Origin of the sequence: Pseudomonas sp. NY15463 (genome assembly GCF_048068415.1) — a bacterium.
GTDB classification, from domain to species: Bacteria; Pseudomonadota; Gammaproteobacteria; order Pseudomonadales; family Pseudomonadaceae; genus Aquipseudomonas; species Aquipseudomonas mosselii_C.
In genome coordinates this window covers 100,858-115,103 of the sequence record NZ_JBLUQD010000008.1, presented here as the reverse complement: position 1 = coordinate 115,103, position 14,246 = coordinate 100,858, and the positions used below count along the sequence as shown (strand labels likewise).

The window sequence follows — 14,246 nt, the reverse complement described above, 5'->3', positions numbered from 1 at the left end:
CAACACAGGACTGGACAGATGGCCCGCTCGCGTTTCTTGCCGGACAATTTCACCTTGACCTTGATCGCCGTGGTGGCGATCGCCACCGTGCTGCCGGCGCGCGACCACGTGGCAGTGATCTTCGACTGGATCACCAACCTAGCCATCGGCCTGTTGTTCTTCCTGCATGGCGCCAAGCTTTCACGCGAGGCGATCTTTGCCGGTGCCGGGCACTGGCGTTTGCACCTGTTGGTATTCGTTTGCACCTTCGTGCTGTTCCCGCTGATCGGTATTGCGCTGAAACCGGTGCTGTTGCCGCTGGTGGGCAACGAGCTGTACCTGGGCTTTTTGTACCTGTGCGCGCTGCCGGCTACCGTGCAATCGGCGATTGCTTTCACCTCGCTGGCGCGCGGTAACGTGCCGGCGGCCATTTGTAGCGCGGCGGCGTCGAGCCTGATCGGTATCTTCGTCACGCCGATGCTGGTGGCGCTGCTGATGGGCGTGCACGGAGACAGCGGCTCCACCCTGGAGGCGATTCGCAAGATCAGCCTGCAACTGCTGGTGCCGTTCGTCGCCGGGCAGATTGCGCGCCGCTGGATCGGTGACTGGGTCGGACGTAACAAGGCGTGGCTGAAGTTCGTCGACCAAGGGTCGATCCTGCTGGTGGTGTACTCGGCGTTTGGTGCTGCGGTGATCGGGGGGCTGTGGCAACAAGTGCCGCCGAGCATGCTGGCGATGATCGTGCTGGGTTGCTGTGTGGTGCTGGCGTTGTCGCTGGGTATCACTGCGCTGTTGGGCAAGTGGCTGGGCTTCTGCATCGAAGACCGCATCACCATCCTGTTCTGTGGCTCGAAAAAAAGTCTGGCCACCGGCGTGCCGATGGCCCAGGTGCTGTTCGCCGGCAGCACCATCGGCCTGTTGATCCTGCCGCTGATGATCTTCCACCAGATCCAGCTGATGGTCTGCGCAGCGCTCGCCCAGCGATATGCCCGCCGCCCTGAGGCGGCCATGGTCGAGGCCGCCTCGGCCAAGTGATCAGGCCGCAGTGAAGCCGGGGCGTCGCTTGGCCTGAAAGGCTGAGTGAGCCTGCCCCTCACGCACGCGCGACTCAATCGCCTCGAAACTGGAGCCTTCATCATCCCTGTGCCACGCTTCATACAGCCTAGTTGCCTGTGGTCGCCATCAGGCCGGCACGATCGTCCTGGCTGATTAAACTGATCCAACGGTCACAGGGAGCACCCCGGATGGGCTGCGTATCGAGCATTCACGCTGTTCGGCCGTCAGGCTGCGGGGCGGGGTCGGCATGAACCCGTCGGGACGAGGTATTTCGTTGCAGGTGGTGGTGGCGCTGGCGATCGTGCTGGGGATGCTGCTGCTGGGCGCTGGCCTTGCCTGGCAAGGTTATCGGGGGCTGAGCCAGACCTTGGTGGCCGCTGCCGGTGACGCCGCGCAGCAAGTCGGCAAGACCATCGATGAGCGCGCCCGGCGCCTGGTCGATCCTGCGCAAAGCAGCCTGCGCCTGCTGGCGGTCATGCCGACGGGCGGCGAGTTACAGCAACGCCTGGCGCCGCTGGTCGCCACCCTCGACGCCAACCGTATGCTCAGCGCCGCCTATCTCGGCTATTCCAACGGCGACTTCCTGCTGGTGCGTGGCCTGCGCGACCAGGCGTTGCGCGAACGCTTCGCCGCCCCTGAAGGCACGGCATTTCTGGTGCAGAGCGTCAGCCACGGGGCTGACGGTACGCCGCGCGGAGAATGGCGTTTCTACGACCGCGCCTTGAGCCTGTTGGCGACCCAGTCGCGGCCGGACTACCGCTACGATCCACGTACGCGCCCCTGGTTCATCGATGCCTCGGCCCAACCCGCAACGGTACTCACGCACCCTTATGTGTTCTTCACCACGCGCGAGATCGGCCTGAGCATGGCCCAGCGCAGTGTCGACGGCGCTGCGGTGATCGGCATGGATGTCTCGGTCAATGACCTGGCCAGCGAGAGCCGTGACCTGCGCATGACGCCCGGCACCGAAATCGCTGTGCTCGACAGCCAGGGCAGTGTGGTGGCCTACCCGGACCTGCAGCGGGTCATCGTGCGTGAGAACGAGCAGGTACGTCTGTCGCGTTTGGCCGAGCTGGGGATTCCCAGCCTTGAGCGGCTTCACGCCGACCCTGCACAGGGGGCCCGGCCAATGCGGTACGAAGTGGACGGGCAGGCCTGGTACGGCATGCGCATACAACTGACGCTGGCCGGGCAGGACCTGCAGGTGCTGATCGCCGTACCGGCCCTCGAGCTGTTGGCCAGTGCCCGCAAGGTATTGTTCGAGCAACTTCTCTGGACGGCAGCGCTGATTGCCGTTCTGCTGCTGGTCGGTGTCTTGCTCGGCCAGCGTATCGGGCGCCCGTTGCGCTTGCTCGCCGACCAGGTGCGCGACCTGGCCAGCTTCGACTTCAGTCGCCAGATGGGGGTGGCCTCGCGGGTCTGCGAGGTGCGCGAGCTGAGTCAGGTGCTCAGCGGCATGTCCGGTACGATTCGCGGCTTTCAGGCCATGACCTTGACCTTGAGCCGGGAAAGCGACCTAGAGCGCATGCTCGATGGCGTGCTGACACATTTGGTGGAAGCTGCTGGGGTGCGCGCGGGCGCGGTGTACCTGTTCGAACCTGAGCGTGGACGTCTGTGTCTGGCGGCTGTCTGTCGGGGCGAGGGGTATCCGGCCGAGCTGGCGTTGGGCGAGGGGGATCGCCAGGCGTTGGCCGCCGAAGTCATCCAAGGCATGGCACTGCAGGGGCACAGCCTTGCGGTTGCGCTGGATGACCGCAGCCAGGCTCTGCTTGGCATGCTGGTGCTGCAACTGGACGACGCGCCCGCAGGCGAGCCGTTCCGGCGCTTCGTCGAGGAGCTGTCCGGCGCCGCAGCGGTGGCCATCGAGACGCGTCAGTTGGTAGAGGCGCAGCAGCGCTTGATGGACGCGTTGATCAAGCTGCTGGCCGATGCCATCGACGCCAAGAGTCCCTACACCGGCGGACATTGCGAGCGCGTCCCGCAGTTGGCTCAGATGCTGCTGGATCAAGCCGTACAAGCCGACAGCGGGCCTTACGCCGACTTCAGCATGAGCGCGGCCGAACGTTATGAGTTTCGCGTGGCCGCCTGGCTGCACGATTGCGGCAAGATCACCAGCCCCGAGTACGTGGTGGACAAGGCGACCAAGCTTGAGGCGCTGTACAACCGCATTCACGAAGTTCGCATGCGCTTCGAAGTGCTTTGGCGCGACGCTGATATTGCCTACTGGCAGGGTCTGGCCGCTGGTGGGCAGGCCATACCCTTGCAACAGGCACGGGAGCGTTGCCAGGCCGCGTTGCAAGAGGAATTCGCCTTCGTCGCCCAGGCCAATATCGGTGGCGAGTTCATGCAGCAGGCTGATGTCGAGCGCTTGCAACGTATTGGTCAGCGTCGGTGGTTACGGCATTTCGATGACCGCTTGGGAATTTCCCGCGATGAGCAGGCGCGCCTGGCCCAAGTGCCAGCGGCACCGCTGCCGGTGGCCGAGCCGTTGCTCGCCGACCGTCCCGAGCATCGCGTGCCCTGGGGAGCGCGCAAACCGCCGGTTACCCGGGACGACCCGCGTAATGTCTGGGGGTTCGACATGCGCCTGCCGGCGCATGCCAGCGACTTGGGCGAGCTGTACAACCTGTCGATTCGTCGCGGCACCCTCAACGATGAGGAACGCTTCAAGATCAACGAACATATCGTGCAAACCATCATCATGCTCAGCTCGCTGCCGTTCCCGCGTCAGCTCAGGCGAGTGCCCTCTATCGCCGGCAATCACCACGAAAAACTCGACGGCACCGGTTATCCGCGCCGCTTAGGCGAAGAGGCCTTGAGCATCCCCGAGCGGGTGATGGCCATCGCCGATATCTTCGAGGCGCTGACCGCCGCCGACCGGCCGTACAAGGCGCCCAAGAGCCTCAGCGAGTCGATCAAGATCCTGGTGTTCATGGCGCGTGACCGGCATGTCGATCCGCAGTTGCTGCGCCTGTTCCTGAGTAGCGGGGTTTACCAGCATTACGCCGAGCGTTTCCTGCGGCCCGAGCAGATCGACGAGGTGGATGTGGCGTACTGGTTGGGCGAGTTGGAGCGCTGACCTGAGCAGGCGCCTTGCTCAGGTGAGCGTCACGGCCTGCAACCGATACTTGGCTTTGTCGAAGCCCCAGTTGTACAACACCGTGTAGGGCAGGATGAACACGAAAAACCCAGCTTCCAGCCAGAAGGCCTGGGCCAGCGTGATGTCGAGCATCCACACCGCCACTGGCAGACACAAGGCGATGATGCCGCCCTCGAAGCCCAGCCCGTGCAGCAGGCGCGCAGAGACCCGCCATTGATGCCGAGGCAAGCTGAAACAATGGTCGACGATGGCGTTGTAGAGCATGTTCCAGACCATCGCGATCAACGAGATCGCCAGCGCCAGTGCCCCTGTGGTGTGCATCGGCTTGTCGAATAGCCACGCCATGACCGGTGCCGACAGGACCACTGCGCCGGCTTCATAGCCGGCCGCGTGGATGAGCCGCTCAGTGAGGGAGACGGTGTTGTGCTGCATGACTTCACCTGAAGTGCTGTGGAGGATGCTTCCCATGCTCGTTGATTAAACTGATACTGAACACTTAGCAGCTATCGGTTTTATCAATATCTATGCGCTACTCACCCGAATCCCTTGTTGCGTTCGTCGAGGCCGCAGCCTTGGGCTCGTTCTCTGCGGCTGCGCGCAAGCTCAACAAGAGCCAGTCCACCATCAGCATCGCCATCGCCAACTTCGAGGCAGACGTGGGCTGCCAGCTCTTCGACCGGGGTGGTCGCCATCCCGTGCTCAACGATGCCGGGCGTCAGGTGCTGGCCAGGGTCGACGCGATTCTCGCCGCCAGCGAGCGCCTCGATGCCTTGGCCATGCGCCTGAGCGCGCAAGTCGAGCCACTGCTGTCGGTGGTCATGACCGATATCTACAGCCTGGTGTTCTTCGGTGATGTGGCGGCGCGCTTCGCTGAGCGCTTTCCCGACACCGAGCTGCGCTGCGGCCCTTCGGAGGACGCCGATGTGATCGACCTGATCCAGACCGGCCAGGTGCACCTGGGCATTCTCGCGGCGCAGGAGCAATACCCGCCTGATGTGGCCGCCCAGCGCCTGGCGGTGAAGGCGCAATTTGCCGTGTACGTGGGGGCTGCTCACCGCCTGGCACAGGTGACGCAGGTGACGCCCGCGCACCTGGCGGGCGAGCGGCAATTGTTCATTCGCACCTACGTGCGCAGCGCCGAGCCTTCGAGCAGCCAAGCCTGGTCGGCACCCGATTACCTGACCCTGATGGAATTCGCCGGGCGCGGTTTTGGGTGGGCAGTGCTGCCTCGGGCGATGGTCGAGCGCTTTGGGGAGGGGCTGGTGGAGTTGGATGTACGCGGATATCCGCGCAGTGTCGAGATCGATGTGGCCTGGTCGCGTAAGGCGCCATTGGGCGTCGCGGGGCAGTGGTTGCTGGGGCAGGTGCTGGGCTCGTGAGTGCAATGGCGCAGCGGCGTGCCTCACATTCGCATTGGCCGCGTGGGGGTGTATGCGCAAATTGGCAGCGATCTGTGTCTATCGGTGGCCCGGTCTTGTGGATAGGGTCTGCATTTTGAATCGTTCGAGTTAGCCATGGAACTGACCGCTATCCCTTTTGGCATCACCGATTGGTCGACAATAGAGCCCACCGTGCATCCCGGTGAAGTCGGCACTGCCTATTGGCGCACCTGCCAGTTTTCCAATATTCGGGTGCGGCTGGTGGAATATACCCCCGGTTATCTGGCCGACCACTGGTGCCTGAAGGGGCATATTCTGTTGTGCCTGGAAGGGCGTCTGGAGACTGAGCTGGAAGATGGCCGCGTGGTGACCTTGAACCCAGGGATGAGCTACCAGGTCGCCGATAACGCACAAGCCCATCGCTCGTCGAGCCGCATCGGCGCCAAACTGTTTATCGTGGACTGAGCTCATGCCGCTGATTGCAGAACGTGTCGAACTCGCCCGTAAGGGGGCGAATGACAAGGTGATATGCCGCATGCCATCCGGTTGGGCGGTGATGGGTGACGTGCAATTTCTCGAAGGATACTGCCTGCTCCTTCCAGACCCCGTCGTGCCCAGCCTGAACGACTTGAGCGAGCAGGCGAGGGCCGCCTATCTGCTCGACATGGCTCGCCTCGGGGATGCGCTTCTACAGGTAACCGGCGCCCTGCGGGTGAATTACGAAATACTGGGAAACTCAGAGCCTGAGTTGCATTGCCATGTGTTTCCCCGCTACGCCAGTGAGCCTGAAGGAAAACGCAGAATGCCGGTTTGGTTCTACGACTGGCAATCAGCGCCACCCTACGATGAAGCGTTGCACGGCGGCCTGCGTGCCCAGCTTGCCAGGCTGTTGCTCATCTAGCCTGCGCGTGCATCACGCGTGCGCTGGAATCAGGCGTCCTTGCCCAGTACATAACGCTCGAAGTGTTCGATGTGCTCGTCGAGGTTGTCTTCGAGCATCATGCGGTACTGGTCGCAGAAGTACTTGAGGATTTCCCCACGGGCCTTGGCCATCTCTTCGCTGCTCTTGAAGCTACGGGCAGTCATCCAGGCGTTGAAGCGCGTGGCGGCGAAGGTCATCGAGGCGCTGACCTTGCCCAGGTCCTCGAGCTTGTCGATGTGCTGGTTGGCCAGCTCGATGTGCGCATCGGCGCGGTCATAGAAGGCCTGGTCGGTGGTCTGGGTCATCGCGATGTGTCTCTTTGCGGGGTTCGGTCGGCGCGCAGCATGCCACAGGCGGGCGTGGCATGGGAGCGTTCGGCGAGCCTGTGCTGAGGGCGATAGACATTTATACTGGCATGATCGCCGCCGCCCCTGGAAACGCCATGGCCAGTCGCTCTTCGGTTACACGCCTGTTCGCCCTGATTGCCCTGTTGATCGTGCTCCCTGGCGCCTCGGCGCAGTGGCGCACCGCGTTGCCTGAGGCGCGGCTGATCGGTGAGGGCGAATTCCGCTGGTTTGGGCTGCGCCTGTACGACGCTCGTCTATGGAGTACCGGCCCGGTCAGCGGCTGGGATACGCCCTTCGCGCTTGAGCTGATTTACCATCGTGCCTTGAGTCGGGACACCCTGGTGCAGGCCAGCGTGGAAGAAATGCGCCGCCTGGCCGCAGGGCCGGTCGACGAAGCGACCGAGCGCCGCTGGGCGCAAGGCATGCGCGCGGCCTTTGTCGATGTGCAGCCAGGCATGCGCATTACTGGGGTATATCTGCCAGGGCAGGGAGGTCGGTTCTACGTGGGTGATCAACTCCAACATGAAGTGGCCGACCCGGCGTTTGCACGTGCGTTCTTCGGTATCTGGCTCGACCCGCGCGCCCGCGACCCACAGTTGCGCGAGCGCCTGCTAGGGTTGCAGGCGCAGCGCCGTTGATCGCGCGCAGCGTGCCCTGTCGGCCATCGGTCACACCCTCGCCATAGGTTCGGGCAGCCCTTTCACCCCAGGGGTCAGGGCGAACACACCACCGGCCAGCGGTTGGTCGCTCAGGTCGGTGTGCTGGGGGCGGATCGAGGTCACGAACAAGGTGTCCAGCTGGGGCCCGCCGAATGCGCACATCGTCGGCTTTTTCACCGGCAGGTCCAAGGCACGGTCAAGTTTACCCTGTGGGGTGAAGCGCAGTACCTGGCCGGCATCGATCGCGCAGATCCAGTAGCAGCCCTCGGCGTCCACGGCGGCCCCGTCCGGGCGGCCGGGGTGCTGGTTCATGTCTACGAATACTCGGCGGTTGTAGGGTGTGCCGCTGTCGATGTCGTAGTCGAAGGCCCAGATCAACTGCACGCTGGGATGCGAGTCGGAGAGGTACAGGGTCTTGCCATCGGGGCTGAAGGCCAGTCCGTTGGGCACGCACAGGCCTTCGAGCTGCGCCTGCATGGGCTGTACGGCCGCGTCTACGGTCGGGTCGTAGCGGTAGAGCTTACCCACCGGATCGGTGCCCATGCCGGTGTGCAACGTGCCGGTCCAGAAACGTCCCTGGCGGTCGCAGCGTCCGTCGTTGAAGCGCATGTCAGGCCTGGCGTGCTCGACGCTGGCGCATTTGTGCGCCAGCAGTCGTCCGTTGGCCTGCGGGGTGAGCTGGAAGATCCCGGTCTGCTGGGCGCCCAGCCAGTGCCCTTGTGGACTGCGCACGATACAGCCGAGCATTTCGTCGGCGCTCCATTGGCTGATGGTGCCGTCCAGTTGCCAGCGGTGCAGGCGCCCGGCGGGAATATCCACCCAGTACAGGGCATTTTCCTGCGCTTGCCAGACCGGGCTTTCGCCCGTGGCGTTGCGCGCATTGATGATCAGTTCAGCGGTCATGGTGCTGCTCCTGAGGTCAGCGTTCAGTCGCCAAAAGGGCCAGCGGCGGTGAACGCACCGCCTTGCCAGCGGACGTTGGGGTCATCGGCGGCCGGCTTGGGCTGCAGTTCGAGCGCTGCGCGATAACGCTCGGAACTGTCCTGTGGGGTAAAGCCCAGGTGCGCCGCGTGGCGGTTGCTCCACCACACCTCGCGGTTGTCCGACACCCCATACACCACGCTATGCCCGACGTTTTCGGCGAGCAGCGCGCGCTCGACCAGATGGCTCAGGTCGGCATAGCTCAGCCAGGTGCTGAGCATGCGCAGGTTGCGCGGCTCGGGGAACGAGGAGCCGATGCGCAGGCTCACGGTTTCGATGCCGTAGCGGTAGTAGTAGAAGCTCGCCAGGTCTTCGCCATAGGCTTTCGACAAGCCGTAATAGCCGTCCGGGCGACGCGGGGAGTGCGCGTCCACCTGCTGGTCCTGGGGGTAGAAACCGGTGACATGATTGGAACTGGCGAACACCACGCGTTTGATGCCGTGCCGGCGCGCCGCCTCATAGAGGTGGAATGTACCGACGATGTTGGCCTGCAGGATGTCTTCGAAGGCGCGCTCGGTGGAAATGCCACCCAGGTGCACGATGGCATCCACGCCCTCGGCCAGGGCCTGCACGCCGGCTTTGTCTGCCAGGTCGCAGAGGATCACTTCTTCATGCTCGCCGGCGGGGGCTGCCATCGGGCTGATGTCCGAGGCGCGGATCACATGGGCGTGGGCATGCAGCGCTTCGCGCAGTACCTGCCCGAGCCCACCGGCAGCGCCGGTGAGCAGCAGGCGGTTGAACGGCTTGGTCGCAGCGATGGGGGTAACGGTCACGGGGAAAGCCTTTTGCTGGGTTCGACGAGGGTGCAGGGCGCGATGCGCACGCCCGGCCGTGCTTTACAGGAAGTTGTACTGGATGCCCACGCGCCAGCGTGCCTGGCGGTCATCGGTGGTGGAGTTGACCTTGATATCGCCGACTTCCATGAACGGGGACCACTGTTTGTTGAGCTTGTACTTGATGATCAGGTTCTGCTCGTAGTCGCTCTTCTTGTTGTCGTAGCGGATGTAGTCGGTGGCGAAGTGGATGTACTGGTACTCGAAGGCCCACGGACCTGTCGGGGTGTAGCCGAGCCAGCCCTCGTAACGGGTGGTGTTCTGGTTGTCCTTGGCGCGGTCGCTCTTGCTGTGGTCGATCTGGTCGCGGTCAAGGCTGCGGGCGTCGTGGCGCAGACGCGTGGCGACATACCAGGTGTCGCTGATCTTGTAGCTGTACTTGAGGCCGAACTTGTAGGTCGTAGCGTCCTTGGAGCTGTCCATCTGGAACGCCGGGGTCAGGGTCGAGCGCGGACTGAGCTTGTAGTTGTAGTCGACGGTGAACTCATGGCCGTTGTTGACCATATTGTCGTAGGCCACGTCCTCGCGGTCGCCGGCGGTCTTGTACTTGATCTCGGCGGCGAAACCCAGGCCGCTGTCTTTGCGGTAACTGAGCTTGATCCGGTCGGAGTGCATGCTGTCGTCTTCGGTAAAACCGTGGCGATAGTTGATGTTGGCCGAGTCTGCGCAGGCGTAGAAGGACAGGCCGAGGGTGCTGACGGCAATGAGGCGGCGGATTGTGTTGTTCATGCGATCTTCTTTTTTTGTTTTTGTCGAGGTCGTTATGAGGCGGTTGGCGCGGTAGGGCGGTCTGGGTGTGCGGCTATCCTCCGTGGGTTTTCGAATAAGTTATCGTACGACTATGTGACTGTCTACGATTTCTTGAAATGTTGTCTGATCTCTTTTTTTGATGGCTCTATTTCAGGCTTTTATACGGCATCGTGTGATTTTTTTTGGGGCGTAATGCGCATTTAAAGCAGGGTTTTATCGGTTTTTATCGATGTTAAACAAGGTGCTTTTCAAAAGTTGTATGATGACGTAGGATCCTTCCCAGAGCGTGACTCACCCGCCACAAATCCAATAAGAAGGCTCAGACGTCCATGATCATCACCGCTGTTAACGTCCAGGTTTTTTCCTACCCCACACGCCGCGCCGTAGACAGTGCCGGCCATGCCCATCCGGGTGACGTAACCCAGGCCAGGATGGCCTTGCTGCGCATCCGTACCGAGTGCGGCAGCGAAGGCTATGCCCTGGGGGCGCCTGAGTTGATTCGTCCCTATGTGCTGGATAATTTCGTGCGCAAGGTGCTGGTCGGCGCCAATGCCTTCGATCGTGAAAAAATCTGGCATGACCTTGCGCATTGGCAGCGCGGCAGCGCCAGCCAACTGACCGACCGCGCTCTGGCGCTGGTGGAGCAGGCTCTATGGGACTTGGCCGGGCGCAAGCTGAACCTGCCAGTGCACAAGCTCATCGGTGGTTACCGCGACAAGGTGCCGGCGTATGGCTCGACCATGTGCGGTGACGAGCTGCCGGGCGGTTTGTCGACGCCAGAGGAATACGGCCGTTTCGCCGAAACCTTAGTGCAGCGCGGCTACAAGGCGATCAAGCTACATACCTGGATGCCGCCGGTGTCGTTCGCGCCGAGCGTGAGCATGGACATCAAGGCCTGCGCGGCGGTGCGCGAGGCCGTTGGCCCGGACATCGCGCTGATGATCGACGGCTACCACTGGTACAGTCGCACCGAGGCCTTGACCATCGGCCGCGCCCTGGAAAAACTCGACTTCGCCTGGTTCGAAGAGCCGATGATGGAAGACTCCGCCGAGTCTTACGCCTGGTTGTCCAGTCAGCTGGACATCCCGGTGCTCGGCCCGGAAAGCCTGGGTGGCAAACACCTGAGCCGCGCCAGCTGGGTCAAGAACGATGTCTGTGACATTCTGCGCGCCGGGGTTGCTGGCGTCGGCGGGATCGCGCCGTGCCTGAAAGTGGCGCACATGGCCGAAGCGTTCGGCATGGACTGCGAGATCCACGGCAATGGTGCGGCCAACCTGGCAGTGGTCGGCGCGATCAAGAACTGCACCTGGTACGAGCGCGGCCTGCTGCACCCGTTCCTGGACTACGACGAGGTGCCAGCCTACCTCAATCGCCTGGTCGACCCGATGGATGAAGACGGCTTCGTGCACCTGTCGGACCTGCCTGGTCTGGGCGAGGACATCAATTTCGATTACGTCGAGGCGCACACGCTGCAACGTTTCTGATGCGTACATGGCGGCGCGCGCCCAAGCGCGTCGCCCGAGAGTCCAATAACTATAAAAAGGCTATCTCACATGAACGTTCTACCCACCTTCTGGGCGGGAGTCCTGGCCGCCTCGCTGGCGCTGTCTCCGGTCCATGCCGCGTTCGCCAAGACACCGGCCGACCAGTTGATCGTCGGCATGAGCATGATCAACCTGCTGTCCCTGGACCCAGCCGCCGCGACGGGCCTGGACGTCTCGGAGGTCAATGCCAACCTGTACGACATGCTGTTGGTGCAGGATGTCCGCCAGCCAGACCAGTTGGTCCCGGCACTCGCCGAAAGCTGGCAGATCAGTGACGACCGTAAGACCCTCACGTTCCACCTGCGCCGTGGTGTCACGTTCCATTCCGGCAACCCCCTGAGCGCCGAGGATGTGGCCTGGTCGCTGCAACGCGTGCTGACCCTCAACCTGGCCTTGGCCTCGACCTGGAAGGCCTACGGGTTCACCGCTGGCAACGTCGCCCAGTACATGCGCGCCGTCGATGAGTACACCTTCGTCGTCGAGCTGCCACGCCCGACTGACCCAATGTTGGTGCTCAACACCCTGGCCACCTCGCCCAGCGCGTTCATCCTCGACCGCAAGGTGGTGCAGCAACACCAGAAGGGCGATGACATGGGCGGGGCATGGCTCACCACCCATGCCGCCGGCAGCGGTCCGTTCGTGCTCAAGGAATGGCGCGCCAACGATGTGATCCTGATGAACCGCTTCGATGGCTATTGGGGTGGGCCTGCCAAGCTCAAGCGCATCGTGATGCGCAACATGACCGAGTCGCAATCGCTGCGCTTGATGGTCGAGCGCGGCGACCTTGACCTGGCCAAGGGCATGTCGGCTCCAGACATCGAGGCACTGGAAAAATCAGACAACGTGCGTACCCAGACCGTACAGCGCGGCACCTTGTATTACGTGGCCCTGAGCGTCAAGAACAAGCCTTTCGACGATGTCCGGGTACGCAAGGCAGTGCGCGCGCTGATCGACTATCAAGGCATCGACCGGAGCGTGATGCCGCACTACGGCCAGCTCAACCAGCGACCGCTGCCATTGGGCCTGCCGGCGCGCCTGGACGATCCGGGTTACACGCTGAATGTGGCCCAGGCCAAGCAACTGCTGAGCGAAGCCGGTTACCCGAACGGTTTCAAGACCACCATCCGCGTGCTCACCGAGCCGCCATTCATCAATATCGCATCCAGCCTGCAAGCGACCCTGGCCCAGGCGGGTATCCAGGCGACCATCGTCACTGGCACCGGCAACCAGATCTACGGCGCCATGCGCGAGCGCAGCTTCGACATCCTGGTCGGGCGCGGCGGCGGCGGTGCCGAGCGGCACCCGCACTCGAGCCTACGCACGCTGGTGTACAACCCTGACAACCGCGATGAAGCCAAGTTGAGCAACTTCCAGGGTTGGCGAACCTCATTCTACAGCCCTGAGCTGAACAGCCTGATCGAGCAGGCCGAGGTCGAGCCCGACAAAGCCCGGCAACTGGCGCAGTACCAGCAAATCCAGCGCACTCTGGACACCCAGGTAGGGGCGATTCTGCCGGTGTCGCAGATGACCGATACGGTGGTGCTGTACCACGATGTTCAGGGCTATCAAGGCCATACCGCTGCCACCACGCGCTACAAAGACGTCTACAAGGCGCGCTGACCGACTTTTCAGGAGCCTGATATGTTTGCTTCGACTGCCTCTGTGCTGGGCCCTCGTGTGTCTGGGACGGCCCGCCGGGCCAGCACGGTTCTGGTGACCCTGCTCGGCCTGCTGGCGCTGACCTTCTTCATTGGCCGGGTGATGCCGTTGGACCCGGTGCTGGCTGTGGTCGGGCCGGACGCCGACAGCTCCACCTACGATCAAGTGTACCGTGCCATGGGCCTGGACAAGCCGATCTGGACCCAGTTCGGGCTGTACCTGAACGACTTGCTGCACGGTGACTTCGGCAATGCGTTGCTCACCGGCCACCCGGTACTGGACGATATCAAGCGGGTGTTCCCGGCGACCCTGGAGTTGGCCACCCTGGCGATTCTGTTCGGCGTGTTCATCGGTCTGCCGCTGGGGGGGGTCGCGGCCAGCAACCAAGGGCGCATCGGTGACCATGTGGCGCGGGTCATCACCTTGTTCGGTTACTCCACGCCGATCTTCTGGGTCGGCATGATGGGTTTGTTGGTGTTCTATGCCTGGCTCGGCTGGGCCGGCGGGGCAGGGCGCATCGACCTTGCCTATGACGGCATGGTCGATGAGGTCACCGGCCTGCTGCTCGTCGACACGGCCCTGGCCCGCGATTGGGAAGCCTTCAGCAGTGCCTTGCGGCATATCGTGCTACCGGCACTGATCCTGGGCTTGAACTCGGTGGCCTACATCAGCCGCATGACCCGCAGCTTCATGCTCGAGCAACTGTCCCAGGAGTACATCATCACCGCTCGGGTCAAAGGCCTGTCACGGCGCCAGGTGGTCTGGGGCCATGCGTTTCGCAACATCCTCGTGCAACTGCTGACCGTGGTGGCGCTGGCCTATGGCTCGCTGCTCGAAGGCGCGGTGCTGATCGAGACGGTGTTCGCCTGGCCGGGCTTTGGCCAGTACCTCACCAGTAGCCTGATGCTCGGCGACATGAACGCAGTGATGGGCTGTGTGCTGGTGATCGGACTGATCTTCGTCGCCCTCAACCTGATCAGCGATGCCTTGTACAAGGTGTTCGACCCAAGGACTCGCTAGCCCCTGCGGCACATTGA

General features: G+C 63.0%; 14 protein-coding genes. 9 read left to right on the top strand and 5 right to left on the bottom strand.

All coding sequences use genetic code 11. The features are described from left to right. The first annotated feature begins 18 nt into the window (after positions 1-18). Both ACNFIC_RS20390 and ACNFIC_RS20385 read left to right on the top strand, forming a co-directional pair. A complete protein-coding gene (locus ACNFIC_RS20390; protein WP_138218077.1) occupies positions 19-1,014 on the top strand; it encodes a bile acid:sodium symporter family protein in 996 nt (331 codons plus the stop codon). A gap of 268 nt (positions 1,015-1,282) precedes the next feature. Next, positions 1,283-4,114, top strand: a complete 2,832-nt coding sequence (locus tag ACNFIC_RS20385; RefSeq protein WP_416781756.1) for an HD domain-containing phosphohydrolase — start codon at positions 1,283-1,285, stop codon at positions 4,112-4,114. Between the two features lie 18 nt (positions 4,115-4,132). Here ACNFIC_RS20385 and ACNFIC_RS20380 read toward each other — a convergent pair whose 3' ends face one another. Further along, positions 4,133-4,567: a PACE efflux transporter gene (locus ACNFIC_RS20380; RefSeq protein WP_416781754.1), complete on the bottom strand. Its 435-nt coding sequence runs from the start codon at positions 4,565-4,567 to the stop codon at positions 4,133-4,135. Between the two features lie 92 nt (positions 4,568-4,659). Between ACNFIC_RS20380 and ACNFIC_RS20375 the strand changes: the two genes are divergently transcribed. From ACNFIC_RS20375 to ACNFIC_RS20365, 3 genes are all read left to right on the top strand, one after another. Continuing rightward, a complete protein-coding gene (locus tag ACNFIC_RS20375) occupies positions 4,660-5,514 on the top strand; it encodes a LysR family transcriptional regulator (protein WP_416781752.1) in 855 nt (284 codons plus the stop codon). Positions 5,515-5,649: 135 nt separating this feature from the next. Further along, on the top strand, positions 5,650-5,979 hold the full coding sequence (locus tag ACNFIC_RS20370) for a DHCW motif cupin fold protein (RefSeq protein WP_138218073.1): 330 nt from the start codon (positions 5,650-5,652) through the stop codon (positions 5,977-5,979). A gap of 4 nt (positions 5,980-5,983) precedes the next feature. Further along, positions 5,984-6,415: an HIT family protein gene (locus tag ACNFIC_RS20365; RefSeq protein WP_416781751.1), complete on the top strand. Its 432-nt coding sequence runs from the start codon at positions 5,984-5,986 to the stop codon at positions 6,413-6,415. Positions 6,416-6,444: 29 nt separating this feature from the next. Here ACNFIC_RS20365 and ACNFIC_RS20360 read toward each other — a convergent pair whose 3' ends face one another. After that, the gene (locus tag ACNFIC_RS20360) at positions 6,445-6,741 is read right to left on the bottom strand and encodes a DUF3144 domain-containing protein (RefSeq protein ID WP_138218071.1); all 297 of its coding nucleotides are present in this window, start codon (positions 6,739-6,741) and stop codon (positions 6,445-6,447) included. Between the two features lie 137 nt (positions 6,742-6,878). Here ACNFIC_RS20360 and ACNFIC_RS20355 point away from each other — a divergent pair, with 137 nt between their 5' ends. Further along, positions 6,879-7,421, top strand: a complete 543-nt coding sequence (locus ACNFIC_RS20355) for a chalcone isomerase family protein (RefSeq protein WP_138218070.1) — start codon at positions 6,879-6,881, stop codon at positions 7,419-7,421. A gap of 30 nt (positions 7,422-7,451) precedes the next feature. On the opposite strand, the gene ACNFIC_RS20350 is transcribed toward ACNFIC_RS20355, so the two are convergent. The 3 genes from ACNFIC_RS20350 to ACNFIC_RS20340 all read right to left on the bottom strand — a co-directional run bounded on the left by ACNFIC_RS20350 (position 7,452) and on the right by ACNFIC_RS20340 (position 9,985). Further along, positions 7,452-8,345 carry an SMP-30/gluconolactonase/LRE family protein gene (locus tag ACNFIC_RS20350; RefSeq protein WP_416781750.1) on the bottom strand — a complete coding sequence of 298 codons (894 nt, stop codon included), beginning with the start codon at positions 8,343-8,345 and terminating at the stop codon, positions 7,452-7,454. A 23-nt stretch (positions 8,346-8,368) separates the two neighbouring features. Beyond that, positions 8,369-9,196, bottom strand: a complete 828-nt coding sequence (locus ACNFIC_RS20345) for an NAD-dependent epimerase/dehydratase family protein (protein WP_138218068.1) — start codon at positions 9,194-9,196, stop codon at positions 8,369-8,371. Between the two features lie 63 nt (positions 9,197-9,259). Beyond that, positions 9,260-9,985, bottom strand: coding sequence for an oligogalacturonate-specific porin KdgM family protein (locus ACNFIC_RS20340; RefSeq protein ID WP_138218067.1), 726 nt, complete (start codon positions 9,983-9,985; stop codon positions 9,260-9,262). A gap of 350 nt (positions 9,986-10,335) precedes the next feature. Between ACNFIC_RS20340 and ACNFIC_RS20335 the strand changes: the two genes are divergently transcribed. The 3 genes from ACNFIC_RS20335 (at position 10,336) to ACNFIC_RS20325 (ending at position 14,229) form a co-directional block, all read left to right on the top strand. Next, positions 10,336-11,490 carry a mandelate racemase family protein gene (locus tag ACNFIC_RS20335; protein ID WP_138218066.1) on the top strand — a complete coding sequence of 385 codons (1,155 nt, stop codon included), beginning with the start codon at positions 10,336-10,338 and terminating at the stop codon, positions 11,488-11,490. Positions 11,491-11,559: 69 nt separating this feature from the next. Then, the gene (locus ACNFIC_RS20330) at positions 11,560-13,170 is read left to right on the top strand and encodes an ABC transporter substrate-binding protein (protein WP_138218065.1); all 1,611 of its coding nucleotides are present in this window, start codon (positions 11,560-11,562) and stop codon (positions 13,168-13,170) included. A gap of 21 nt (positions 13,171-13,191) precedes the next feature. Continuing rightward, positions 13,192-14,229 (top strand): ABC transporter permease, encoded by a 1,038-nt coding sequence (locus tag ACNFIC_RS20325; protein WP_416781748.1) that lies wholly within the window; start codon positions 13,192-13,194, stop codon positions 14,227-14,229. Positions 14,230-14,246: the final 17 nt, after the last annotated feature.